Source organism: Bacteroides sp. MSB163 (assembly GCF_036416795.1).
Taxonomy (GTDB): Bacteria; Bacteroidota; Bacteroidia; order Bacteroidales; family Bacteroidaceae; genus Bacteroides; species Bacteroides maternus.
In genome coordinates, this window is sequence record NZ_CP143867.1 from 1,903,368 (window position 1) to 1,929,831 (window position 26,464).

The following is a 26,464-nucleotide window of genomic DNA, read 5'->3' on the forward strand; positions in this document are numbered from 1 at the left end:
TTTAAGGTTACACCTACTTTAAGAAAAAGCAAAGTAAAGCTTTTCTATCAGAATTCTTACTATTCATATAGATGAAACATCCGCTCCATCAATTTCCATTTCTCTGCCGAAGTGCTTGTAGGTACACACTCTTGAAATTTGGATACATACTCTTCCCATTCTGCTTGTCTGGGTAAATGAGAAAGCCTGTCCATTGCTGTTTCCCAATCGAAGTCAAGCGGTGTTTCTATAATCATGAATAACCGGGAACCTAATATATAGATTTCCATCTCTAGAATACCTACTGAACGAATGCCGGCTCTTATTTCCGGCCAGGCTTCTTCCCGGCTGTGAATCTTACGGTATTCAGCAATGAGTTCCGGATTATTTTTAAGATTTAATGTCTGGCAATACCTTTTTACAGGTACAGCGTGTTGTTTTACTGTGTATCCCTGATTATGCGTCATAACTAATTTTACTTTAATTGTTATCCTGAAATCAATCTTTTTACCTCTTGCTGTTATCTTAAGGGATTGTTGTTTCCGTGAATTCTGAATAGAAATAGTCAATAGCTGTCTCCTCGGGTAGATAGACTGTCCGCCAACGTAATACCTTTGTCAAGTCACAATCTTCTATACGAGTTTCTGTTTCTGTTATTGGGATTTCAATCATCTTTTCTTCACCGGTGACACCTGTATAATGCATTTCACATTTCAAAGCATTGTTTGCAGGCCTCCACGATATAACAACATCATTCTCATCAATGTATAACCTGTCCATTTTCCTGTTGGTAAGGTTACTCTCATAAAGGTCTCCGTATACATAGCCTTCAATCATGGATTCAATGGAAGAATTGCCTTTGGCATCATACGTAGTAACCGAAAATTCGTATTGTCCTTCGTCCAAATCATTAATGATGACTTCGAATGGATCGATGGTGTTATCCCGTATGACGTCCAGTTCCAATGATTTATCTTCTTCATCTTGTGACTGCCATCGTATGACACATTTCTTTTGAGTCACTCCATACATATAGAATCCTTTCAGCAATATCCGGTTTCTGCCGGAAGAAGCGGTTAGTGAATCAACTTTCCCTACATAGATGGTCTCTCCGGCATCCAGATAAGGCTGAATATTGTCTAACATATCATCGCAGGATGAACAGATCCCGGCAATTACACAAAGTGTGATAATTATATGTTTCATAAAGCTTTTCTTATTTGTTTTCAACTGGTTTTCCATAGAACGTAACTTCCATTAAATGAATGAATTTAACTCCTGTGAATGTACTTAATGCTTTGAAACGGATATAGCGTACAGCAGGAGCATCTGTCGGGAATATGAATTCTTCACCGGCACTGGCGTATTCCTTATCCTCGTTGGAGAACTGTCCTGCAGGTAATCCTGAAGGTTTGTAACTTTCACATGTGGTCAGCAAGGTCCAGCCATCCCAACTTCCGCTTTGGTCTGGTTTGTCGGCGCGTCCCCAGACTTCCCATTCTTTCATATTCCCATGCTGGTATATGAAGGAGTCTTCAAGACGTTGCCAATACAAGTAGCGGCTCAGATGAGTGGTAACTCCCAAATCGAATGTAAACCAGATAGGCATTGTCTGATTGTCTTGTGGAGAGTGAGCCATATCCCATGAATCACCGTAGTTATGACTACCGTTCCAGATTTTGGCCATCCAATGTCCCCATGCATTCATTGGGATATCGTTGTCCAATATTACTTCGTTGAATTTACCCTTATCCAGTTCATACTCTTCCCAGGGCGTTACAGTGGCAAATACCGTATCGGTTGCATTGTCCCATCTGTCTCTGACGATTACTCCGAACATCCTTTCTTCCGGTTTATATCCGCGTGCGGTGATATTAATCTTCTTGGCTGCGGTATAGTTAGTCTGAGCCGTAGACCACTGATTGAGTGAATCCGGAGTGATTACCTCTATGGCAAGATCGCTTGCAGAAGGGTTCTGCATGGATATTGCAATACCTCCGAAAGTTTCGTTCATTTCCAGGGTATTGTATGCTTCAATATAAGAAGGGGTGAGAGGGACTATATTATAGTTGACCGGTTCTCCGATATTTTCTTTACGGTCTACAGCATAGAATGTGATTTGCTTTTCTTCCGTGTCGCCAAAACCCTCAACCTTTAAATTGCTGGAGTATGCAGATACACGGCTTTCCATCTCTTTTCCGGATGCCAGTTTGTATTTAGCAACGATATACATAAGATCTTCATTGTCCGGACTCCTGAAGTTGATAATGGCACCACCGGCAGTCGGGGTATATGACAGCACTTCTACTTTTCCCGGAACTATACCGTCATCCGGTCCATAAGGTTTATGCAGATTATCCTCTTCGCATCCCGTTAACAGGAATGTGAATAAACTGATTAGTATATAAAATTTCTTCATAATAATGTTCTCCTTTCTTATTACCATCCCGGATTCTGTTTTAGATTCGGATTCTTAATAATATCATCATATTTTACAGGCCACAAATAGTCTTTCTGGCTATATTTCTTTTGAGCGATATTGCGAATTACGTAGTAATCTTCCGTATTCTCCTGATCGATGCTCCAACCTCTTATGAAAGTGTTATTATAGGTACTTCTGGCAAGTTTCCAGCGGCGTAGGTCATGATATCGTATACCTTCGAGAGCCAATTCGATCTGGCGTTCTTTACGTATGATTTCCCGCATACCTTCTTTGGTGGACGGCTTATTGGGGTTGGTGGAATATTTCTTCCAAGAATCGACTACACCTTCTAAACCGGAACGCTCTCTTACAATGTCAATATTGGTATAAACCTCTGTCGGTACAAATTCTCCGTTTTCAGTTGCTTCATTCAGTGCTTCCGCATACATCAGATACAGATCGGCCAGACGGACGATGGGGAATGGATACTCTTCAATGACCTCTGACGTTTCAGAAATGATATTTTTGTAGTAAATCAGCTTTTTTGCATAATATCCGGTGATGGAATACAGTGCAAGGGAAGATTGACCGCTGACCTGGCCTTTCTTTGCTTCCAGATAATACATATCATCCGGATTATTCCTGCCATGTCCATACCAACTTGACCCATCAAATCCTAAGGTTCCGTAAAAACGGGGTTCACGGTTAAGATTAAGTTTGGCTGTCTGATATCCTTCTCTGACAAAATATTTATTGTCTTCAGTAGCTGTTGCCACTTGATAACGTTCACTATAGTCATTGCTGCTGATCCATTCTTTATCTTCCTCAATAGGCACACCATTACTGGAATAGAACATTTCTGCAATGTCGAGAGTAGGAGCGTACATTCCTCTGCATGTATATTCTTTCTCAATCTGATAAGCGGCTAATCTTGGCTGACAGTGGCATTGTAAATCACGAGTATGCGATTTACCGCATCCCCATACAAGCTCTCTGTTAAAGCGTTCTGTCACAGCTTGTCGCACGTTCATAGATTGCATCAATCCATCAGGCAGTTTGGTCAGTGATTCTTCTTTGAAATTATAAAGTCCATGACCGGCTTCTATTGCTGTTTTGAGTGCTTCTTCACAGGCATCGGCCGCCAGTTTCCATTTATTGGTACTATATTCCTGTGGGAAATAAGGCTCTCCGTCCCAATCTTTAAAGTTGGCATAGTCTGTATTTCCATTGAAGAGTGGGCTGGCTGCTAATAATAATGTTTTGGCTTTGATGGCTAAAGCGGCAGGTTGGGTGAGACGTCCCATCTCAGTAGCTTCATTCTGAATTTTCAAAGGTAAATCTCCAGCGGCTTCATTTATCAGATTTACTATGTAGTCGACAACGGTTTCTACCTTGTCTCGTTTTACACGCACCTCTTCTTCGGTGGCAGAAATGGGGAGATTGATGTCTACAATAGGTATAGGACCGTATAACTGAAGTAAATAGAAATGATAATAAGCTTTCAGTGTTTTTGCCTCAGCAATCCATCTTCTCCTGTCCGTTTCATTCAGGTCAGTAACCCGGCTTCTGTCCGAAACATTTTCAATAAAGATGTTACAGTCACGTATGGCTTGGTATAAAGGTTTTCCGCCTTTAATACCATCCCAGTAATTGTTAATCGGGTCGCTGATATTTTGTAATCCGTTGGCTATACCAAATGCCCACGTGTTACTGAAATAATGATCTTCCATGGTATAATACCAAATATCATTACCTGCGGTCAATCCTGGGTTTTCATGTTGATTGCCATACAATGGAATGCGTGAGTAACAAGTGACCAGATATTTTTCCGCGTTGGCTCTGTTATTGAATGCCATTTCAATGGTTGCTATATTATCCGGCACAACATCTAGAAAATCTGTACATCCACATAGTGTGCTTACTGCCAGAATAGCAAGTATTTCTCGTATTTTCATATTCATATTCTTTAAAAGTTAACACTCAAACCAATATTATATACTCTTTGGATAGGGTATCCAAGGCCATTACCACCCATTTCCGGATCCCATAGTTTAAATTTACTGAATGTGAGAAGATTGGTTCCGTTCAGGTAAATGCGGACATTGCTGATATGGGCTTTTCGAGTCCACTTTTCGGGTAAGGTATATCCTAATTCCAGAGATTTCAGGCGCATGAATGAACCATCTTGCATCCACCAGGTACTGGATTGTGTATTGTTAGCTATGCTTTCGTTGGCTAAACGTGGCCAAAAAGCATAGATGTCTCTGTTTGCTTCCGACCAGTGGCTATCCGCAATGACTTTTAATAAGGCATTTTGTGAATGCGTGTTGTTATCATCATCTGTGTCGATGAATGGTGATATACAGTTGGGATCAATCCAGAAAGATGAGCGTGCGTTGCCTTGGAAGAAGGCGGAGAGGTCCCACCCCTTATATCCTGCAGATAATCCGAATCCATAGGTGATTTCGGGAGTGGTTGGATAGCCTATGGGCACTTTATCAGCTTCTGTTATTTCACCGTCTTTATCTATATCTTTATATTTGATGTCACCTGCCATAAGCTTACCGCCAAAGTTTTGTTCCGGTGAGTTGGCGATATCTGCTTCATCGATAAACAGACGTTCTGCAATGAATCCCCATCGCTGGCTTAATTTCTGTCCTGCCTGGCTTCTCCAGGGAGTACCTGCGCCCAGATAGTCCGGTTCTTCTATTTTTTCATATTTGCTTGTTGCATAAGTGAAGTTAGCACGTCCGGTAACCCACAAGTCTTTATTGATGGAATGTGAGTAATCAACAGACATATCAATACCTTTACCTGAGGCCGCTCCTACATTGGCTCGTACATCTGCTGTCAGTCCCATAGTGGAAGGAATAAATGAACGGGTCATCAGGATACTATTTCGTTTTTCATAGAATACATCTGCCTGGATTTCCAGTTTGTTGAATAAGCCTAATTCAATACCGATATTCATTTTTTTAGCTTTTTCCCAGGTAATTAATTCGTTGGCATAACGGTTGACAGTGATACCGTTAATATGATTTCCCCAGTTGGTTCCAAAATCCTGTCCTTTGCCTTCATCATTCATATTGACATTGGACAGATAGAAGAAACGGTCATTAGAGTCGCCAATGGCATCATTTCCGACAAGCCCGTATGTGAACTTCCATTTTAGTTTACTGATTGTTTTTTCAATTGGTTTCCAGAACTTTTCGTTTGACATCAAATAACCTATACCGAAAGAAGGGAAGAAGCCGTAACGTTCATTCTGGGCGAAACGTTCGGAGCCATTGTATCCGAAGTTAAATTCTGCGAAGTAACGTTTGTCGTATGAGTAGGTGAATCTTCCTGATAATCCTTGGTTTTTGTATGGTAATGATTTTTGCAGGTCACCTGCATTGCTGTTCTGTTGGGTACGTCGGGTAAATACCAACATGCCACTGACACCATGTTCATCAAAATCACGGTTGTAGCTCATGGCAACTTCCATGTAGTTGGTGGTAGTAACATCTTTAGCTCCTTCATTATAATTCAGATATTCAGTACCACCATTAGGGTTTAGTAAAGTCAGGCTGTAGGCATCCTTCGACTGGTCATAAGTTCCCATAGAGTAATAATAAGGATTGTAATAGCGGGAAACGTCGGAGTACACATAACGGGTAGTACTGATGAGGCCTCGTATATTCAACCCTTTTGTTATGAAATCAAGGTTCTGTTTCAGTTCTCCTTGTGCTACAATTGAAGTACGACTATAATCTTTATATCCTTTCACCATATCGGCATATGGATTTATATAAGTACCGTCTCCATAGTTACCGAACATAAGATGCGTATTATTTGCATACTCACCTACGTTAGGGAATGTTTTGGGAAATAGGACGGGACTTGTTTTCATAACTTTGTTATACAGCGCATCCCCACCGTCAATCGGGCCGCGATAATCATCGAATGAACCGTTCACCCGGATGATAGCTTCTGTTGTTTTAGTCAGGTTAATGTTGATATTGGAACGGACTGAGTATTTCTTTAAGCTGATGTTGCTATTGAAATTGTTTTGTTTGTCCACATTCAGTACACCATTATCATTGAAGAAAGAAGCAGCGATGTAATATCTTGCTACATTACCACCTCCACTGATGTTTGCTGTTACACGCTGGTTCATGGTGTATTTCTTGAACATCTCATCATACCAGTCTACAGCTGGAAATGCATAAGAGTTTAGATTTTTGATGGTGTTATCTATTTTCGACTGGGAATATGGCAATACTCCCAAAGGATTACGGGTTCTGACAGCTTCGTTATGAAGTTGCATATATGTGATCGGATCAGCTGTCTCAATGGTACGGACCGGAGTAGAAATGGAGTTTTCCACTCTGATGTTGACCGTTGCTTTTCCTTCTTTACCTTCTTTGGTCGTTACAAGAATCACGCCATTGGCACCTCTTGCTCCATATAGCGCGGTGGCTGTTGCATCCTTCATGATAGAGAAACTGGCAATGTCATCTACATTCAGGCGTGCTAAATCGGCACTTGTGAGTTCTACATTATCAATCAGGATGAGCGGGCTTGCCGCATAGCCAAAAGTTGTGACTCCGCGAATGAAAAAGCTAGCATCATCTTTTCCAGGTTCACCGCTCGTCTGATAGGCTATCACTCCTGACATTCTACCGGCAAGTGCTGTTGTCAGGTTACTACTTGGTACTTTCAGTTCAGACGGTTTAACAGTGGTAACGGAGCTGATAACGCTTTCTTTCTTTTGTTTTGCAAAGGCTACAACTGTCACTTCATCCAGTTCATCAACTTTAGGTTTTAAATGTACAGTGTAATTGTTTTCTCCTGACACTTTGATTGTGGCAGTTTGATACCCGAGGAAGCTGACCAGCAACTCATCTCCAACTGAGACGGAGATAGTGAATTTTCCGTCAATGTCAGTAATGCATCCTCTTGTAGAGTTTTTAACGATGATTGTTGCACCGGCTACGGGTGAGTTGGTTTCATCGTAAATAGTTCCTTTTACTTCTTTTTGCTGGTTTACTATGCTTATGCCGGCAGTAGCAGCATTTACATAATTGACCACAGGGAAAGAGAAAAAGCTTGTGATACACAAGAGCAGGAAAGGCTTCCTCAAAACTTGTGTTGATAGCCGATAATGTTGGCTGGCTAATCGATGTTTCATAATTCTTGATTTAAAAATTAGGTCAATAAAAGGTATAGTGATGGCATACTGGCTTAAAAATAAACCAGTATACCAGAACTTCAATATGTTAGAGTGATTATTTCTTTATCTTGAATACGGGAGCTATGTTGTTGAGCTTTTTCTCCGGCAGATTAATGGAAAGCCCTTCTGCTGTGCGGTTGAATCGTACCGGTCCATATCCAAGCAGTTCTACCTTCCTTATCTTTTGCGGAAATAGTTTACTGTCGGCAGCTAATGATTTGATGATTACATTTCCATTTTCCGGCCAGGCCAGAACCGTGGCATATAAATCCTTCTTGGTTTGGGTGAAACGGATCTCTTGTGCCGTAGCTTTGCTGTATGCTCCTTCGTTGAATCCTTGTGCATTGATTTTAATATCAGCTTCCGCTATCGGACCTTCGCCGAACACTTCCCAAGGTCGGGTGCTGTAGATAGCTTCTTTATTGATATTCATCCATTCGCCGAATTCATTCAGTATCTTTTCTTCTTTTTCATCAAACGTACCATCGGCCCGCAATGGAACACTGAGAAGCAGATTACCATTCTTACTTACGATGTCAATCAACAGTTTTGCAACATCCGAGGCTGATTTATACCAGTTATTCTCATAAACAGATGTAGTGTAATGCCATCCGCCAATGCATGAACAGGATTGCCAGGGTCGCTCCATTATTTCATTGGGTGCACCGCGTTCTACGTCCCAAACGATGGCTTTGCGTTGGTTTTCATCCAATATCTTACTCAACATGACGGCTTCCAACTTTCCTTTGTGAGTTGCCATATTGTGGTTATAGAAGTGAGCCGCAATCTTTAATCCGGCATCACTGATTGGATAGAATGGGGCTACGGTGACATCAAAATAAATCAGATCGGGATTATAACGGTTGATGGCATCTACGGTACGGTCATAGAAGTTTGTGCAGTATTCCTGAGTAGGCAAGCATGCTCCGTTTCCCCAGGCCCATTGGCTATGAATCATGCCATCCGCCCAGCTACCTTTACTCATCGGATGGTTTTGTGCATATAGGTCCTGAGGGTCATATCCTTCCCACCATTTACCTTTGCCGTCAGCTTTTGTTAAAGTGCCATCGTAAGGAACACCGGCTTTAGGTCCGTGTCTGTCATAACGTTGGGAGGGTTCGTACCAAGTCCAGGCATGGTCAGCATGGAAACTGATACCAAATGGAAGTTCGTACTTGCGTGCAGCTTTTTCCCATTCCGCCAAAACATCACGTTTCGGTCCCATATTTTTTGAATTCCATGGTTGGTATTTACTGTCCCAAAGGTCAAAATTATCATGATGGTTACCTAAAGCGAAAAAATACTGTGCACCTATTTTCTTATAGAATGCCACTAACTCATCCGGATTCCATTTTTCTGCTTTAAATAAAGGGATGATGTCTTTGAATCCCACTTCAGAGGGGTGTCCGTAGTGCTCTACATGATGCTTATATTCTGATGTTCCTTCCATATACATGGAGCGTGCCATCCAGTCGCCCGAACCTTCTACACACTGAGGTCCCCAATGCGCCCATATTCCGAATTTTGCGTTCCTAAACCATTCGGGGACCTGGTAATTCTCCAAAGACTCCCATGTAGGTTGGAATTTACCTTTCATCATAGGTTCGTTCTTTTCTGAAACCGGAACCTGATAGTTCTGGGCAGATAAGGTTCCTATTGAAAGAACTAAAGAGGCTAATAAAATTTTCGTTTTCATAGGTATCAATTTTGTTTCTATTGTACATTGCAAAGATATGTATTAATTAGTAGTTGTAATAGGATTAAAAAGTGTTTGTATTGGAAAATATCGATGATATAATTGGAAAATATCTGATACTATAGGATAAAAACGATTTTTATATTGAGAATATCGATAATCGTTTTGAATGATGAAGAAATTCACCTACCTTTATCAAATTACTAAATATGATATACTATGGCACTATTAGTTGATAAACTACACCCTTTGGTATTAAATGTAGGTTTGGCTGTACACAATGCAGATTGGAACTGGAAGAATGTAAATAGTCCGTTTACACGTTTATATTATATAACGGAAGGAACTGCCCAGATACAGTTATCAGGAGGTACACAGATATTAAAGCCTAATTATTTGTATTTCATTCCGGCATTCACTGTGCATAGCTATATCTGTAACTCCTATTTCTGTCATTACTACCTGCACATTTATGAAGAACATCAGTCAGATTCCAATTTATTAGATGAGTGGGAGTTTCCGGTTGAGATACCTGCCGGAGATTTAGATTTGGCTTTGTTTCAGCGTCTATGTGCAATAAACCCTCACATGAGTTTGCCTAAGTCGGACCCTGCAAGTTATGATAATAACTCGATGCTCATGCAGAACCTTCTGAAAAATAAGCAACGGGCATTGTGCGACAAGGTTGAGTCGCGTGGCATAGTGTACCAGTTACTGGCACATTTCCTGAAACGTGCGCAAGCTAAGGTGGAAACTAAAGATGACCGGATAGAGAAAGCCATTCTTTATATACGTAAACACATATACGAGACTATAGACCTGGCAACATTGGCTGAAAACTCATGCTTGTCGAAAGACCACTTTATCCGTCTGTTCAAGAAAGAAACAGGCGTTACTCCTTCAAAGTATATCAATCAGAAGAAAATAGAGAAAGCACAGCTTATTTTAGTGACTGATGAGATGTCCGTTAAGAATGTGGCTTTTGCCCTCTCCTTCGATGACTATTCTTATTTTAACCGGCTTTTTAAAAAGACAACAGGGCTGACTCCACAGGAATATCGTAACTCGTATCATTAGTAATCGGAGATTTAGAACAGTTTTCTTGTCTGAACCGTATCCGGTCCGTGTCTGGGCCGTACCTGGTCCGTATCAAGTCCATGCGTATAGATACGGAGATGACACGGACTTGGTACGGTTCAGGTAATGAGACGGAAGAAATACAGAACATTCTTATTGTTAATCTATTGTCCTCACGGAAATCGTACTCCGATTATTTGCGTACCGAGAATTTATAGATGCACTGGCTCTGATATTTCTCTCCCGGCCGTAACACAGCCGACGGCCATTCCGGTTTGTTAGGAGTGTCGGGATAGTGTTGCGTTTCCAGGCAAACGGCCGTACGGAAATTATAGACAATCCCCTTCTTGCCGGTCAATGTGCCGTCTAGGAAGTTGCCACAATAAATCTGTATGCCGGGCTCGTTGGTATAAACATCCAGAACGATACCTGTGGCGGGTGATTCGAGTGTGGCACATAGTTTACTTACGTCTCCTTGAGTATTCAGCACCCAGTTGTGGTCAATGCCATTTCCATTCTTCAACTGTGCGAAGTCTTGGTTTATGTTGGCACCTATGGCAGTAGGTTGTCTGAAATCCATGGGAGTACCTTCAACGCTTGCTATTTCGCCGGTCGTCATGAAAGTGCTGTCCACCGGAGTATAATGGTCGGCGTTCAGGGTCAACAGATAACTTGAATTATCTTTTGAAGGATTACCATCCAGATTGAAGTAAGAGTGGTTGGTCATATTGACGATGGTCGGTTTGTCTGTTTCCGCCTCATACTGTATGTCGATGGCGTTGTCATCCGTCAGTTTCATGGTGACGGTGCATTGCAGATTGCCGGGGAATCCTTCTTCTCCATCCTTTGCCAGATAAGTCAGTTGCAATTCCCGGTCACTCTTTTGTACCCCTTTGTACACACGATATTGGAAACCTTTCGGACCGCCATGCAAGCAATGGCCGTAGTTATTCTGCGGCAATTGATATTCCATACCATCCAGTGTGAAGCGTCCCTGGTTAATACGATTGGCATATCGTCCGATACTTGCTCCGAAATCAGATGGATATTTGATGTAGTCCTGTATGGAATCAAATCCCAGTACCACATCCTTCATATTTCCATCCTTATCCGGAACCATGACCGACACGATACGGCCTCCGAAATTAGTGACACACACTTCCATCTTGTTCTTGTTCTTCAGAACGAATAAGTCAGTTTTCTCACCATTGACTTCTGTCTGGAAATCGCTTCGCTTCAATCCGGATTCGGTCAGTTCTTCTTTTGTTGTTGCGGTACATCCAGCTATCAGAACTGTACATACCAAAAGAAACAGTTTATTCATATAGTTTTAATTAAAGTGACTGTAGCATTGTGATAAGTAGTTATATTATGCATAACTTTTACTTATCACAAACGTAGTGAAGATTGTTTTGAAATCGTAGTAGTATAGCACCAAAAAATAAAACTATTTGTTCATTCTTGATGTCTATGATAGTGATGAAGGGTGTTTTCAGCAGCTTTTAGTGTTTTTTGTTGTAATGGTGTGTTTATATTATGCTTGTAGGGGCAATGTTACCCCTACAAGTCTGTTGCAACTGTCCGTTACTTATTCTTTACTTTTCCGGGAATATGATTCTATAGTTTCCACTCAGATGCATGAAAGCGAAGAGGCGGAGCAGCCCGTCATAGTAAGCATCGAAGTAACCATCCTCATACGGTTCATGCTTTGCGTTCCACAACTTATCTACAAACTCACGGCTTTTCTCGTGGGTACACATCAGTGAGGCAGCTGCGGAAGTGGCTACAAGACCTAATGAGTGTCTCAGTGCCTTATATCCTCCGGCTCCAAGGGTATCTTTTACTTGCGTGCCGTCTACGTTATATTGATCTACGAAGGTATCAATACCCTGGCTGTAAAGGAAATCCTGAATTTTATTCCCGTATTCCTGTTGCCATTCTTTGTCGGCACATGTCCAGGAGTAGTCTAAAGCGATGTTCATCGGTACGCGCCAGGAGTCGAAACGGAAAGCGTCGCCGATGATGCGGTTATTGCCCAACAGACTGCCGTCGTAGTTGTTATAATCGGGGTTCAGTCCGGTTACGGGGTGGATACTTTTATGCAGATATTCGCGGCTGCGTTCGGCACATTCGCGCCAGAAATCAGCTCTGCCGTCATTGGCCCAGCGTGCCCATACTTCGTAGAAAGCGGGTACATGGTAAGACGGGTCGGTAAATCGTCCGCCATGTATGTCCGGAACGAAGGTGATGAGCTTATGCTCCACATTGATGAACGGCATTACACGGTTTGTGCCGTCTTTCTCCATGGAACAGTTCAGAATATTCTGGGCTTCGGCAAGGTAGTTGATGCCGGTGTCATTTCCCCAACGGTTGGAGGCGAAGATGAGGGCAGTGACATAGTAAAGTTCTCCGTCGGAAGCGGGGCCTTGGGAGTTACGGGTACCGTCCGTCTTGCAGCTCCAAGCGAAATAGCCTTTCAATGGGCCTTCCTGATGCTGCATGTACTTTGTGCCCCATCGCCAGAGGCGGTCGAAGATATCCTGACGGTCGAACTGGACGGCAATCATTAATCCGTAGGACATACCTTCGGTGCGGACGTCATGATTTTTGATGTCGCTGATATATGCCATAGAATCGCCTACTTCAAAATATACTTTGTCAGGACCGTAGAACACACCGTCGAAGACGGATTTGAGCTTGGCGTCGATGTCTGCCTGTTTATAACCCATCTCGGCAAAGAGATTTCGGTATTTCCGTGTCTCAAAGGCACCTTTATCCCAGGGCTTTGTCGGGTCTGCCTGACTACACGATGTCCCGGCGATGAGGCAGAGGAGGAAGTAAAATAAGTTCTTCATAAAGGAACGTTTTATATTATATGATTTTCAAGATTACGTAGTTAAATTATCATTTAACAGTGATTGGTATCGCCTTCAACTGTTTCAGCTCCGACGTACCACCATAAAGTATTTCATACTCGCCTTCTATCGGGCGCATTGTGTTGGTTTCCGTATCAAACCATTCGAAATCTTCTTTGCTTAATGATACGGTCACATTGCAGGTTGCCCCTTTGGCGATGTTCACACGCTTAAAGGCGCGGAGTGCGTGAGACGGACCTTCTTTGTCGCCTGGACGACGCAGATACACTTGTACCACTTCTTCCCCGTCGCATTCACCTACATTGCTCACGGGGATGGTCAGGATGGTTTGTTCTCCGTCTTTCACTTCCTGTGTACTCAATGAAGCGTCTCCATAACGGAATATGGTATAACTCAAACCATGCCCGAAGGGGAAGAGCGGAGCTTCCGTCATGTACCGGTACGTGCGTCCCTTCATGGAATAATCTTCAAAGCCGGGCAGTTGGCTTGTGCTCTTATAGAAAGTGACCGGGAGACGTCCTGCCGGATTGTAATCTCCGAAGAGGACATTGGCGATAGCCGTACCACCTGCCTGACCGGGATACCATGCCTGCAGGATAGCATCACATGTTTTCGATTCGGGAGTCAGGGCGATAGCGGAACCGGAGAAGTTGACGAATACGATCTTCTTGCCGGCTTTCTTCAGTTCGGCAAGCAGACGGCTTTGGATAGACGGAAGTTCGATGGTTTCGCGGTCACCTCCCTTGAAGCCGGGAATGTTGACATGCATTTCCTCACCTTCCACTGCCGGGGATATACCTCCGGCAAAGATGATGACATCCGCCTCTTTTACCTTGTTTACGGTTTGTTTCAGGTCAACGGGAACTTCGCGTCCCATGTCAAAATCGAGTGCGGCGTCACGGTTGCGAAAGACAAAATCAATCTTGATACGATATTCTTTTCCAGCTTCTGCCTGGAGGGTGTAGACTTTTGCATTATTCTTGAAGTTCATGCCTGCGGCAACTTCCTTGTCGTCTATGGAGAGTTTTGTTATCCCTTGGGTCTGGAAACGGAAGGCGATATCTTCATTCTTGACGGGGCGGAATATGGATTCGTAGCTGGCAGAGAAATCTTGCAGGTTGATGCCGGCTGCAAAGGTCGTGGCGCCGGTGGTGATGAAGTGGAAGGGGGTGCTGATGTGATTGGTTACATCCGGTGTTCCTTCCTGTTTCGTATTGTTCCAGTATTTGGCACTGAAACCTTGCTTGCCATCCATGCTGCATTGCTGGAATACACTTTGCAAAGTGACGTCGGAGGTCAGGTCGCATCCGGGTTCATAGATGATCTGTGATTCGGGCAGATATTCGCGAATGCCCTCCAATAGAGTGATGGTATGTGAGGGGAAACCATTGTAGTTGCCCCATTGCATTACGGAGTCATTGGCATTAGGTCCTACCACGGCCACTTTCAGGTTTTTATTTAAAGGCAGTAAACTCTGATTGTTTTGCAGCAACACAAGGCTCTCACGTGCCATACGGAGTGCCAGTTCACGATGTTCTTTACTATCTACCACGCTGTAAGGAATCTGTGCCCAAGACACTTGCGAAGGTTCGTCCATCTCGCCCAACTCAAAGCGGGCTTTCATCAGGCGCTTCAGAGAGATGTCTATCTGTTTCTCGTCAATCAATCCTTCCTTCACAGCTTCGGGCAGCGAAGCATAGCTGTCGCCACATTCCACATCTGTTCCGGAAAGTACGGCTTTGGCGGAAGCGTGTTGTTTGTCGGGGTCGGTTTCATGGGCGCCTTTGTTGTAGAAGTCGCTGATTGCCCAGCAATCCGATACTACGATTTCTTTATATCCCCATTCGTCACGCAGAATTTGCATTAGCAGGCGGTTGCTTCCGCAACAGGGTTCACCTTCAAAGCGGTTGTAGGCACACATCACTTCTTTCACATGCGCTTTTTGAACCAGGTCTTTAAAAGCGGGCAGATAGGTTTCCCATAAATCACGCGGGTCGATGTTCTCGGCATTGAAGCTGTGGCGGTTCCATTCCGGACCGGAATGTACGGCATAGTGCTTGGCACAGGCATGTAGCTTATCATACTTCTCTCCTTCAGGTCCTTGCAGGCCGCGTACCACTGCCATACCCATCTGACCGGTGAGGTAAGGGTCTTCTCCGTAAGTTTCCTGCCCCCGTCCCCAGCGCGGATCACGGAAGATGTTGATATTGGGTGTCCACATGGTGAGCCCCTGATAACGTTTCAATCCGCCTTCTTTACTGAATTCGGTGGTTTTGGCACGTGCTTCATCCGAAACTGCGGTGAATACATCGTAAAGCAGTTCGTTGTTGAAAGACGCTCCCATACCGATGGCTTGCGGGAATACGGTGGCCAGTCCGGCACGTCCTACACCGTGCAACGCTTCGTTCCACCAGTCATAGGCTTTTATGCCCAGTCGGGGGATGGCAGGAGATGTGTTTTGCATCAATGCGGCTTTTTCTTCCAATGTAAGTCGGCCTACCAGATCATTGGCACGTTCTTCCGGACTTAGTGCCGGGTTTTTGTAGGGAGGTTGTGAACAGGAAAGGAAGCACAGACACAGGCATCCGATTCCGGTGAGCAACTGAAGTTTTCTTTTCATGGTATTAGTGCGTTTTTATTGTTATTAATAGACTTCTGTTTTGTCATTGTGGATGACGATTACAAAAATAGGCAGAAAAGAGGATTTGGAAGAAGAATCGTATTTCAGATAGTTGAGTCTATGTTACAGATTTCTTCCGGATGTTACATCTTGTTTTGCTGAGGTTACATTAAAAAGGAAAATGCCTGTTACAAGGCATTTTTCAGAGGGGGATATTGTAATTTGCAATATGAGTTCCTTCTTTATATTTTCTCGCAACGAATCAGAACTTTCTGTTCATTATTCAAGGTCGTAGCGAACAGATAAACCTCTCCGCCTTCGTTCAATTTGATACGTTTACGGAGTTCCGCTACTGAACTTGGAAAGTTACGAACCGTGATATTGGCTTTCTTCAGATCTCCTAATATGCTTTTTAGTTCTTTCTTATTCAATGTACATATACCCGTTATCCGGAAGCTTCTTCCGGGGAAGTTTTTTATCGGTTCAGCGGAAGTATAGAGATGGCTGTTAGGATGCAGTTTCTTTACCTTATATATACAGGATACATTGCGGAAAGCCCCTGCTTTGAGAATGGACGCGTTGGGTTCGTACAGATATTTATCTAAAGTACCGGTATATTCACCCGGGCTTGATTGTTCCTGTTCGCGGGTGAAAGTGAAGAACTGTCCGGTTGTCTCTGTATTCCTCCCATCCTTCGTTTGCAGATTGATGCAATGAATAGGAATATTCTCTGCGGTAACAGTGTTGTGTCCTAAGATAAGCAAAAGTTCCTTGCATTCATTATTTACAGAAACAATGTGTGCTTCCTGTACGTGCTTTAAATCCTGAATAGCCAAAGACAGGTCGAGCATAGGGGAGAGTTTCACCATTACGTGCTGTGCCTTTTCGAGCAGCAGGGATTCCAGCTCTGCTACATTCGGTTCACAGTCGGCAATGGCAACAGTCTTACCGCCATGCCCGTCACGACGGGCAGGATCAATGAATATCCAGTCGACGGAAGACATCTCTTGCAGATGCCGGATGCCGTCTTTGTTTTCTATCCGGATATGATTCAGGCCCAGTAACGGGAAGTTATGCGATGCAATCTCGCAAAGAACTTCCTGCCGTTCCACATAGGTGACATGATGGAATTTCGGAGAAAGAAAAGCACAGTCTATGCCGAAGCCTCCGGTTAAGTCGGTCAGTGTGCCGGAGGAAGACTCCGGAATGATAGATGCTTTGTATCGTGCCGTAGCTTCCGAGGAACATTGCTCTAGCGATAGGTGACGGGGATATAGAATGCCTTCTTCCTCATGCCAGGACGGTATTTTCTCTGCCGCCGCCTGTCTGCCCGCTATCTGCGTCAGTGCAACAGGCATATCCACACCGGGATATTTCGGTGCTTGCAGAGCCAGGTTGCGTACATCATCCTTGCAATGTTCGCGTATAAAACGAAGGGTTTCGTCATTCAATTCCATAAACCTTGTCGTTTAATAGTTTCTTTGAAGCTATAGCCCAGAGCATTGTCTCCATAATATCCAGATCAGAGTTAACCTCGCCTTGCAGCAAATACTTATCCCGCTTGCGCGCTACTTTTTCATAAATCTCTTTCGCCCGTTCCGGCTGATTTTCCCAATACAAGGCAAGGGCACACAGCAAGCGTTGTTTGGAAGACATCATAATCTTATACCGCTGGATGTATCTCTTTATCTTATCTGTATAAAGCCGCTCTACTTCTTCTTTTCTCCGTTCACCTATCAGTTCGAGGAACAGGAGTTCACACTCGATTTCTTTTACGTATAGTCCGACTATTTCCTCTTTATGCCGCTCTATTTCGCTAAACAGGACGTGCGCAGTTTTAAATTCTTTCCGGTCTACATAGCGCGAAATATAGAGCAGTTTCACGGCAACCTGCATGATGTTCCTGTAATCTGTCACTTCATCGTTCGGGAACCATTCGTCCGGCATGTCTTTCAGTCTTACGCCTTTCTGAACTTCAGCGTTGACGGCTAACTGTAATGCCAGATACTTCCGGGTATTCAGATCCCGGTGCATCAATATCAGATTGTAGGCATCATTCGTGATGCCCGACATCTTCAATGGAATACCGTTCATCAGTGCTAGGAAGAAACCGCAGATAAAGGAGAATAGAAGGAATAAATGTAAAGGTAACGGTATCTCGGGATAGGCAACCCAAAGAACAAGTGCAAGGATTGCCGTCAGCAGATTCATCAGTACTCCGCCTGCATTATACCAGAAATAAGGCAACTGTTCGTAAGGCTTATCCGGTGGAGAGAGCAGGCATTGTCCGCCCGTGCCGGAGATGGAGAAACGTTTGAAACGGAACTTTCCTTTTTCTTTTATTAGTGTAAGGCTACCTACCCGAAAAGAAACGAACCGGTAACCGGTGGCAAGTCCGAAGATCAGATGCCCGCCTTCGTGCAGAATAATCTGTACGAAAACGGCAAGGATGAGACAGGCCAATGATAAGATACAGGAAAGCAAGAGTCGGCTCAACTGTATGTTTCCCATATTCCCGAAGAATTCACTTAATGTAGTCTCCGTAAAGAATGTAATGCAAAACACCATTGCACCGAAGCCGATGCATGCACCGAACAGGGTGGAAAGTATAAGTTTGAGAGCTTGTTTCATTGTTGTATGGTATGAAGTTCTTACCCGGTTTGTCTGTACAAATATAAGGAAAATCTCCGGGAGTACTGGCAAAGTTAAGTAGATAAAGTGAGTGGATGTTGTTTTTCTGTGTTTCTAAACATACGTAAATATATATCAATTGATGTAAATAATACTACATTTGTAAAATGTTTAACCTAAAGAATATGAATATGCGACAATTGAAAATTAATTATGCTTGTTTCGCTCTTAGCGTTCTGTGTTTATTGGCAATATCATGTAAAGATGATGAAGATCCGTATCCTGCTGGAAAAGAACTTGTAAACTATGAAATGACACTTTTCCGAGTGGAATATGGCGCTCCGAAACCGAATCCGTTACCTAAAGATTGTATAATCTATAGCGAAGTGCCGGGAAACAATGAGGCCTGTGATAATAAATTTTTTATTTCCTTTTATTATGAAGGAAATTTATACTCTATCGGGGGATTACCCATTCCGGAAATGAGAGACTGGACTATGAATAAGTCATCAGTACAAGTATTGCTCAGTGGAAAATTTTATTTTTATGAGGATGCTGGAAATAGGCCGGATAGTAGAAGCGAGAAAGACGATTATTTTGTTTCTTTCCAAGTAAGCTCAATAATCCTTAAATAGAGATAGTATGAGAAAATACACAGTACTTTTACTTACGTTTTTTTGTTTTTACAGTTTATCTGCCCAAAAACAACTGTCTTATTTGGATGAGAATAAGAAAAAGATTCACTTCGAAACTATTGATACCCTTTCTTATATCCTTTTTAAAACTGGGGTTGCAGATGCGCAAAAAAGAACGACAATTAAGAATAATCGTAGAACCATTCCATTAAAAGGAAGATCCATGTTTTTAAACATTAACTCTGAAGATGATATCATGCAACTAAGGAGTGATAGTAATGTTGAAGCTGTGTATCGTGTAATTCGTTCACAAGATGGAGATATACATGTTCTGACAGATGATATTCTTGTCAAAGTGAATTCTGGAGAGAGGATAGAGTCTGTGTTCAGTCAGTTGAATATTCCATATATCTCAGAGTCGCCAATCGATGGGTTGGAAGATGTTTTTTTAGTTCGGGTTCCATCTTCTGATAAAACATTGGATATTGTGAATAGACTAATGTCTTCCAACTTGGTAGTCTATGCAGAGCCGGATTTTATAAGATTTACAGATGCTCCTGCTGCCAATGCTACAGTAGATAATTATTCTCCGCAACAATGGGCAATAAAAAACACATTCACGGGTTTTGATGTAAACGCATTACTTGCCTGGAGAATTTCTAAAGGGAAAGATATAAAAGTTGCGGTTATCGATGAAGGGGTAGACTTGAATCATCCTGATTTAAAGGCCAATCTGCTTCCCGGGTATGATACAACGAATTGGGGATCTCCGGGACAGAATGGAGATGCGGCTCCCGATGACTTTCATGGTACTGCATGTGCCGGTATTATAGCCGCTGTTGAGAACAATATAGGTATGACCGGAATTGCTCCCCAATGTAAAATGATACCTGTCAGAATAGCAACTGGGGATACAATTGACGGTAAAAGAAAGTGGAAGTCAACCACCTCTTCTACAGCAAATGGGATTATTAAAGCGTATAGAGATGGAGACGCTGATGTGTTAAGTTGCTCATTTGGCATACTTCCAACCGGGGGAGTAAGTAAAACCGTAAAAGAAGCCATCGTATCGGCAACAACAAAAGGAAGGAATGGACGTGGTGCTATTGTTGTCTTTTCAACAGGAAATGAATATACAGGTAGTGTCAATCCCTATTGCCTTTTGGATAAGGTAATTTCTGTCGGAGCTATGGACTTGAACGGTAGTCGTTGTGACTTTTCAAATTACGGTAATGGCTTGAAGGTTGTTGCTCCCGGCTCAAGCATATATACAACGGATATTAGCGGTATTACCGGTTCCTCTTCAGGTGATTATTGCTACTTTGGGGGTACTTCAGCTGCTTGTCCTTACGTTGCCGGTATAGCTGCCTTGCTGTTGTCTGTCAAGCCGGATGCACTAGCCAGTTCTGTAGCTTCCTGGATTTATACTTCTTGTAGAAAATTGCCTGCATATCAATATTCGGTTAGGGACAATAATGGTACTTGGAATAATGAAACAGGTTATGGATTAGTCGATGCATACGAAGCTGTTATAGCCAGTAAGCCATTTACCATGATAGTGCCGGATCTGTTATGTGAATGTGAAACCCATACTTTCTCCCTATCAGGTTCTACTGACAGGTGTGATTCTATTGTCTGGAATCTTTTTTTAGGGGGAGAAATTATATCCGGTGACGGTACTAATTCAATAGAAGTGCGTATATCTAACGCTCCCGGGTATTCATTACCTGTTGCAGCATCTATCTATTATGACGATAGAGTCGTTACATTAGAAGAGTGGCCCCATGCAGGTATTCCTGAGACGCATGATATAGAGGGGGCTGACGAGGCCACGGAGTGGGAGTATATGTATGTTGTAGCAAATATGGATGGTGCGACCTCTTACACCTGGGAATTGCTACAAGGTAATTGTGGAATCTGGCCCTATGATAACAAAGCTGATATAATGCCTTACGACACTAATAAAGTCACAATTCTTGTTACAGGTCATAATAGATGTGGTTCCTGGTCTGAATGGCTTAATTTTACTCCCAGTTATAGAAGACCAAGTTGGGATTCTCGTCAGGTCGGTACGAAATCCGTTGCAGTATACAATCTTTCATATAAACAGGTTTACTCTGATAAAAAACTGATAGCTCCATTTGATATAAAGACGGCAAATCTGTCTCCGGGATTTTATATCATTGAATATCAATTAGAAGATGGAACTATTATAAGAGAAAAAGTATATGTCCCTTAATATAGCTTTATGATGCGGATGTGCATCAATAATCTTTGCATTCCAATTTTATGTGAATATAAGGAACTTTATGGTATAACTTTGTATTTTTGTTTAGCTTCCTGCCGGCTGCACCAGTTAAAATGCCACCACTCGCTGGGCAATGCGCGAAAACCTGCGGCACGCATGACGCTCCGCAGCAGTTGCCGGTTCGCCTGTTCCTGCTTTGTCATTTTCCCGCTTTGCACCAGTGCGGCTTCATTCGTAATGTGAGCTTCGGGGCCGAGGTGGTCTACTTCCGTACCCATCGGCAGGGGATTTCCCGCTTCATCCAGTATGCTGATGTCTACCGCCAGACCGTAGTTGTGCAGTCCGCCACCACGTGCGGGATTGGAAACATAGATATACTTGGAGGTGCCTTTCACCACATTCCACATTTTCTGCTGCACACTCATCGGGCGGGCGGCATCATACACGATGAGGCGACGGCCGGGGTATCGCTTTTTCAGTTCCTGTTGCGCCAGTAGCAGTCCTTTCATGGCATCGGGATGCAGATACGCCTCATGCAGATCTTCGTATAGCACCTTTCCCGTGAAATTATCCGCCCGGGTATACATCAGGTCTACGACGATGGAGCTGTCCGCTTCGGCAATATTCACCAGTCCGATGCTTTCCAGATATCTTGCCGTTTCACTCTTTTGTGCGGATGCGGGGATAAACCAGAGAGCAAGTAGAAAATAATATATATACTTCATGCCTTTTTTTCTTTGCCTGCAAAGGTACGAATTCCCACCGGATTAGCCGTTCTGTGCGAATACATAGATTTTGTCTATTTCCTCATAGAATTTATCTGTTTGTAATGAACTTACGAATCCTTACATTTGTTCCATATATTAGTTCTCTAAACAAAAATACCATGGAAAAGAAAAAACTCACCTCTGCCAACGGGCGCCTGATCGCCGACAATCAAAACACTCAGACCGCAGGACAACGTGGTCCTATCATGATGCAAGACCCCTGGTTTCTGGAAAAACTTGCACACTTCGACCGTGAAGTGATTCCTGAAAGACGTATGCATGCCAAAGGTTCCGGCGCATACGGTACGTTTACCGTAACACATGACATCACAAAGTACACCCGTGCCGCTATCTTCAGCGAAGTAGGTAAGAAGACGGAGTGCTTCGTACGTTTCTCCACCGTAGCCGGTGAAAGGGGAGCCGCCGATGCCGAACGTGATATCCGTGGTTTTGCCATGAAGTTCTATACGGAAGAAGGTAACTGGGATTTAGTGGGAAATAATACTCCTGTATTCTTCCTGCGCGATCCGTTGAAATTTCCCGATTTGAACCATGCCGTAAAACGTGACCCGCGCACCAATATGCGCAGTCCGAACAATAACTGGGATTTCTGGACCTTGTTGCCCGAAGCTTTGCATCAGGTGACCATCACGATGAGTCCCCGTGGTATTCCTTATTCCTATCGCCACATGCATGGTTTCGGTAGTCATACTTATAGCTTTTTCAATGCCGCCAACGAACGTATTTGGGTGAAGTTCCATCTGCGCACCCTGCAAGGCATCAAGAATCTGACCGACCAGGAGGCCGAGGCTATCATTGCCAAGGATCGTGAATCGCACCAACGCGACTTGTACGAGAGCATCGAAAAGGGTGACTTCCCGAAGTGGCAATTCCAGATACAGCTGATGACGGAAGAGCAGGCGGACGAATACCGCATCAATCCGTTCGACCTTACAAAGGTGTGGCCGCACAAAGATTTCCCGCTTCAGGATGTAGGTATCCTGGAACTGAACCGTAACCCGGAAAACTACTTTGCCGAAGTAGAGCAAGCAGCTTTCAATCCGCAGAATATAGTGGAAGGCATCGGTTTCTCTCCCGACAAAATGTTGCAGGGACGCCTTTTCTCTTATGGTGATGCACAGCGTTACCGCTTGGGAGTGAATGCGGAACAGATTCCGGTAAACAAACCCCGTTGCCCGTTCCATGCTTACCATCGTGACGGTGCCATGCGTGTAGACGGTAATTACGGCAGTGCCAAGAGCTACGAGCCCAACAGTTACGGTGAATGGCAAGACTCTCCCGAGAAGAAAGAACCGCCTTTGAAAGTTCATGGCGACGTTTATAACTATAACGACCGTGAGTACGATGATGATTACTACAGCCAGCCGGGTGATCTTTTCCGCCTGATGTCTGCTGAAGATCAGCAACTGACGTGCGAAAATACAGCCCGTGCCATGGGTGATGCCGAACTCTTCATTAAGCAACGTCATGTGCGCAACTGCTATAAAGCTGATCCGGCCTATGGTACAGGCGTAGCCAAAGCTTTAGGCCTTGACCTGGATGAAGCATTGAAAGCAACCCGATAGTTAAGGGATGGATGTGGTATGGCTTAACCTTGAGGTTAATACTTAATAAGTATCTGTTGCAAGAACACAAGGGGTATTCTTCTGAACTATTCGTCGCTCAGGGAGATAACTTTCAATTGCTTTTCAAATGCAGCTTGCGGTAAATTGGTATAGACATTCACTTTCACAGAGCAGCCAGGCAATATATCAAAATAATTGTCGCTGAATGAACTGTCCATATCGCCGATGGTTATGAATACGGCACGGGCAAAGTTGTCGCTGTTGAGAGTCAGTTCGAAACCGCCTTCGATGAACTCTATGCTCGAAGTGATAGCAGCTTTGGGATAGTTCACTTCTTTCTGTTTCACGAGGAAGTAGTTATTGGCATAACTGTTTGTCCCTTTGTCGGTCAGCAGGACGGCATGAACGAATACATCTTCTTTCGGTGTATTTTTTAAGGCTTCACTCAAAGGAACTGAGAATACCGTCTGGCTACTGTTGGCGTCTATCTTTATATTTCGTTTGAAACTGCTCACTTTCTCTCCTGTCAGTTTCATTACTTCTACCTGTAGCGTGCCGTTACAGGATTTGAGGCGGTCGGAAACCACCTGGATGTTCAATACTTCGTCTTCGTCGGTTATGGGAGAAACAAGAATATCACGGTAAGCCTTGCGGGCAAAGTAATGCTGCGCTTTCCAGCGACCGTAGTAGTCGCGGCTTGCCCAGGAAGCCACGGGCCAGCAGTCGTTGTGTTGCCAGAAGAGAGTTCCCATACAGTAGGGCATATCCCGGCGGTGTGCCTCGATGGCTGTTTTGATGGCATCTCCTTGCAGCACGTGGTTCATGTAGAGGAAGGCTTCGAAGCTTTTGGGTGTGCGATATTCGTTCAGCAGATAAGTCTCAATCAGTTGGTTGGCGTGCATGCCTCCGCGCTGATGGGACATCATGACTTCCGAATAGATATCCCAGTCCTCTTCACAGGGAGCGTAGCGCTTCACGGATTCAAATTCGGGGAAGGATTGGAAGCCATATTCGCTGAAAAAACGGCTTCGTTCTTTGTTGTACGTCTCGATGGGCTTTTTACCATGCCACACATCCCAGTAGTGGCGGTCGCCGTTGTGGTCATCGCTGCCACCGTCTTCACGGGCGAAAGGAGAAGAAGGCCAATAGAAACTTTCGGGTGCGTATTCCTTCACAACTTCGGGAAGGGTGACGTAATACTGATCGGTGAACTGTTTCCAGATCTTCTTTTCATACTCCGGATTCTGCGCCTTGTATCGTTTCTGCCAGCCCCAGTTGAACCAGGCGTCATTACATTCGTTGTTTCCACACCAGAGGGCGATACAGGCATGGTTTCGCAGACGTTTCACATTGTCGATGGCTTCCTGGCGGATATTCTCCAGCAATTCCCCTTCAGCGGGGTAGAGGCTGCATGCAAACATGAAATCTTGCCAGACGAGGATGCCGTAGCGGTCGCAGAGTTCATAGAACAGGTCATTCTCATAAATGCCGCCGCCCCAGATGCGAAGCATGTTCATGTTGACATTGGCGGCGTCAAGGATTGTCTTTTCGTACAGTTCCGGTGTGACGCGTGGCAGGAAGTTATCTTGCGGAATGTAGTTGGCTCCTTTGGCAAAGACGGGGACTCCGTTCAGTTCCACATAGAACGTCTTTCCATCCTTGTCCGGGCGGTTGATGATCTTCAGCGAGCGGATACCCACTTGTGTGCTCTGAATGTCGGATGTTTTGTTATTGATGGCAAGCGCGGTACGGAAGTCATATAAATGTTGCTCACCCAGTCCGTTACTCCACCACAATCGGGGATTCCGGATGATAAACGGAAGGGAAATCTTATTGTTTCCTTTGTGGAGGGAAACGGTTTTGCCTGCCATTACTCTGCCGGAAGCGGCATCAGTCACCGTAAGGGTGGCTTCGTCTATTTCCTTATCTGATTGAACTTCTATTTCTCCCACGATGGATGCACGGCTTTTACTGACTTCCTGCTGACGGATGAAGACATCGCTGAGTCGGGCGTCATCCCATGCTTCAATGTATACAGGACGCCAAATGCCGGAGGTCACTAAGCGAGGTCCCCAGTCCCAGCCGTAATGATAACCGGCTTTGCGGGCAAATACGCTGACTTTCTTGTCGAATAATCCACCGTTTTCGGACTGGTCGTTACTGGCTTCGTAGTGGTAGGGCAGTGCATCCCATTTGGGAATGTCCACCTTGATGGGAGAATGGAAATAGATTTTCAGGATATTTTCTCCGGGTTTCAGTTCCGCCTTTATGTCTGTTTTCCATTCACGGAACATGTTGTTGGTCTCCAGTATTTTCTTTTCGTTCAGATATACGTCTGCATAAGTGTCGAGTCCTTTGAATACGAGGTCGATGTTCTGCCTCTCCATCATTTCGGGGGGCAGTTGGAAGGAAGTCTGGTAGATCCAGTCTTCCTTATCTATCCACTGTATACCGCGTTCGTTGAGGCGGAAGAAGGGATCTGCGATGATCTTGTTGTTTATTAAGTCGGTGTGCACCACTCCGGGAACGGTGGCGGGATACCAGTTACTGAGCCGGGCCTGTTTGAATTGCCAGCCTTCGTTCAGCTCTTTCCGGAGAGGAACGGCTATCAGCAGGGCGCTGCACAAGAGTGATGAGGTCAGTAGTGACGCTCGCTTCATGTTCAAATTCAGTTTTTTCATGACTGTTAGTTATTGAGTTATGTTGAATGTC

The 26,464-nt window shown here is 44.0% G+C and carries 17 protein-coding genes; 4 read left to right on the forward strand and 13 right to left on the reverse strand.

Annotated features, from left to right (window positions below; translation table 11 throughout):
• Nucleotides 1-59: 59 nt before the first annotated feature.
• The 6 genes from VYM24_RS06530 to VYM24_RS06555 all read right to left on the reverse strand — a co-directional run bounded on the left by VYM24_RS06530 (nt 60) and on the right by VYM24_RS06555 (nt 9,312).
• Nucleotides 60-446 carry an L-rhamnose mutarotase gene (locus VYM24_RS06530; protein ID WP_224321329.1) on the reverse strand — a complete coding sequence of 129 codons (387 nt, stop codon included), beginning with the start codon at nt 444-446 and terminating at the stop codon, nt 60-62.
• 58 nt (nt 447-504) lie between these two features.
• The gene (locus VYM24_RS06535; protein ID WP_330941798.1) at nt 505-1,185 is read right to left on the reverse strand and encodes a DUF4998 domain-containing protein; all 681 of its coding nucleotides are present in this window, start codon (nt 1,183-1,185) and stop codon (nt 505-507) included.
• A gap of 10 nt (nt 1,186-1,195) precedes the next feature.
• Nucleotides 1,196-2,398 (reverse strand): DUF5000 domain-containing lipoprotein, encoded by a 1,203-nt coding sequence (locus tag VYM24_RS06540; RefSeq protein ID WP_330941799.1) that lies wholly within the window; start codon nt 2,396-2,398, stop codon nt 1,196-1,198.
• A 20-nt stretch (nt 2,399-2,418) separates the two neighbouring features.
• Nucleotides 2,419-4,356, reverse strand: coding sequence for a RagB/SusD family nutrient uptake outer membrane protein (locus VYM24_RS06545; protein ID WP_330941800.1), 1,938 nt, complete (start codon nt 4,354-4,356; stop codon nt 2,419-2,421).
• 11 nt (nt 4,357-4,367) lie between these two features.
• The gene (locus tag VYM24_RS06550; protein WP_330941801.1) at nt 4,368-7,574 is read right to left on the reverse strand and encodes a SusC/RagA family TonB-linked outer membrane protein; all 3,207 of its coding nucleotides are present in this window, start codon (nt 7,572-7,574) and stop codon (nt 4,368-4,370) included.
• Nucleotides 7,575-7,671: 97 nt separating this feature from the next.
• Entirely contained in the window at nt 7,672-9,312 is a 1,641-nt protein-coding gene (locus tag VYM24_RS06555) for an alpha-L-fucosidase (protein ID WP_224321334.1), read from the reverse strand.
• Between the two features lie 219 nt (nt 9,313-9,531).
• On the opposite strand from VYM24_RS06555, the gene VYM24_RS06560 reads away from it, so the two are divergent.
• A complete protein-coding gene (locus tag VYM24_RS06560; RefSeq protein WP_294613691.1) occupies nt 9,532-10,389 on the forward strand; it encodes a helix-turn-helix domain-containing protein in 858 nt (285 codons plus the stop codon).
• A 193-nt stretch (nt 10,390-10,582) separates the two neighbouring features.
• Here the strand turns inward: VYM24_RS06560 and VYM24_RS06565 are convergent, their stop codons facing one another.
• From VYM24_RS06565 to VYM24_RS06585, 5 genes are all read right to left on the reverse strand, one after another.
• Nucleotides 10,583-11,713: an aldose epimerase family protein gene (locus tag VYM24_RS06565; protein WP_330941802.1), complete on the reverse strand. Its 1,131-nt coding sequence runs from the start codon at nt 11,711-11,713 to the stop codon at nt 10,583-10,585.
• A gap of 271 nt (nt 11,714-11,984) precedes the next feature.
• Nucleotides 11,985-13,244 carry a family 8 glycosyl hydrolase gene (locus VYM24_RS06570; RefSeq protein ID WP_330941803.1) on the reverse strand — a complete coding sequence of 420 codons (1,260 nt, stop codon included), beginning with the start codon at nt 13,242-13,244 and terminating at the stop codon, nt 11,985-11,987.
• A gap of 49 nt (nt 13,245-13,293) precedes the next feature.
• Nucleotides 13,294-15,885 carry a xylan 1,4-beta-xylosidase gene (gene xyl3A / locus VYM24_RS06575; RefSeq protein ID WP_330941804.1) on the reverse strand — a complete coding sequence of 864 codons (2,592 nt, stop codon included), beginning with the start codon at nt 15,883-15,885 and terminating at the stop codon, nt 13,294-13,296.
• 242 nt (nt 15,886-16,127) lie between these two features.
• Nucleotides 16,128-17,342, reverse strand: a complete 1,215-nt coding sequence (locus VYM24_RS06580) for a THUMP-like domain-containing protein (RefSeq protein WP_291550413.1) — start codon at nt 17,340-17,342, stop codon at nt 16,128-16,130.
• Nucleotides 17,329-18,516 carry a zinc metalloprotease gene (locus VYM24_RS06585; protein ID WP_330941805.1) on the reverse strand — a complete coding sequence of 396 codons (1,188 nt, stop codon included), beginning with the start codon at nt 18,514-18,516 and terminating at the stop codon, nt 17,329-17,331. Before VYM24_RS06585 ends, VYM24_RS06580 begins: the two co-directional genes overlap by 14 nt.
• Nucleotides 18,517-18,707: 191 nt before the next feature.
• On the opposite strand from VYM24_RS06585, the gene VYM24_RS06590 reads away from it, so the two are divergent.
• Together VYM24_RS06590 and VYM24_RS06595 are read left to right on the forward strand one after the other, a co-directional pair.
• The gene (locus VYM24_RS06590; protein WP_330941806.1) at nt 18,708-19,151 is read left to right on the forward strand and encodes a hypothetical protein; all 444 of its coding nucleotides are present in this window, start codon (nt 18,708-18,710) and stop codon (nt 19,149-19,151) included.
• Nucleotides 19,152-19,374: 223 nt separating this feature from the next.
• Nucleotides 19,375-21,390: a S8 family serine peptidase gene (locus tag VYM24_RS06595; protein ID WP_330941807.1), complete on the forward strand. Its 2,016-nt coding sequence runs from the start codon at nt 19,375-19,377 to the stop codon at nt 21,388-21,390.
• A 68-nt stretch (nt 21,391-21,458) separates the two neighbouring features.
• Here VYM24_RS06595 and VYM24_RS06600 read toward each other — a convergent pair whose 3' ends face one another.
• The gene (locus tag VYM24_RS06600; RefSeq protein WP_044268546.1) at nt 21,459-22,124 is read right to left on the reverse strand and encodes a M15 family metallopeptidase; all 666 of its coding nucleotides are present in this window, start codon (nt 22,122-22,124) and stop codon (nt 21,459-21,461) included.
• A gap of 161 nt (nt 22,125-22,285) precedes the next feature.
• Here VYM24_RS06600 and VYM24_RS06605 point away from each other — a divergent pair, with 161 nt between their 5' ends.
• Nucleotides 22,286-23,752 carry a catalase gene (locus tag VYM24_RS06605; RefSeq protein ID WP_330941808.1) on the forward strand — a complete coding sequence of 489 codons (1,467 nt, stop codon included), beginning with the start codon at nt 22,286-22,288 and terminating at the stop codon, nt 23,750-23,752.
• Between the two features lie 86 nt (nt 23,753-23,838).
• Here the strand turns inward: VYM24_RS06605 and VYM24_RS06610 are convergent, their stop codons facing one another.
• Complete coding sequence (locus tag VYM24_RS06610) at nt 23,839-26,433, reverse strand: beta-mannosidase (protein ID WP_330941809.1); 2,595 nt, start codon at nt 26,431-26,433, stop codon at nt 23,839-23,841.
• Nucleotides 26,434-26,464 lie beyond the last annotated feature (31 nt).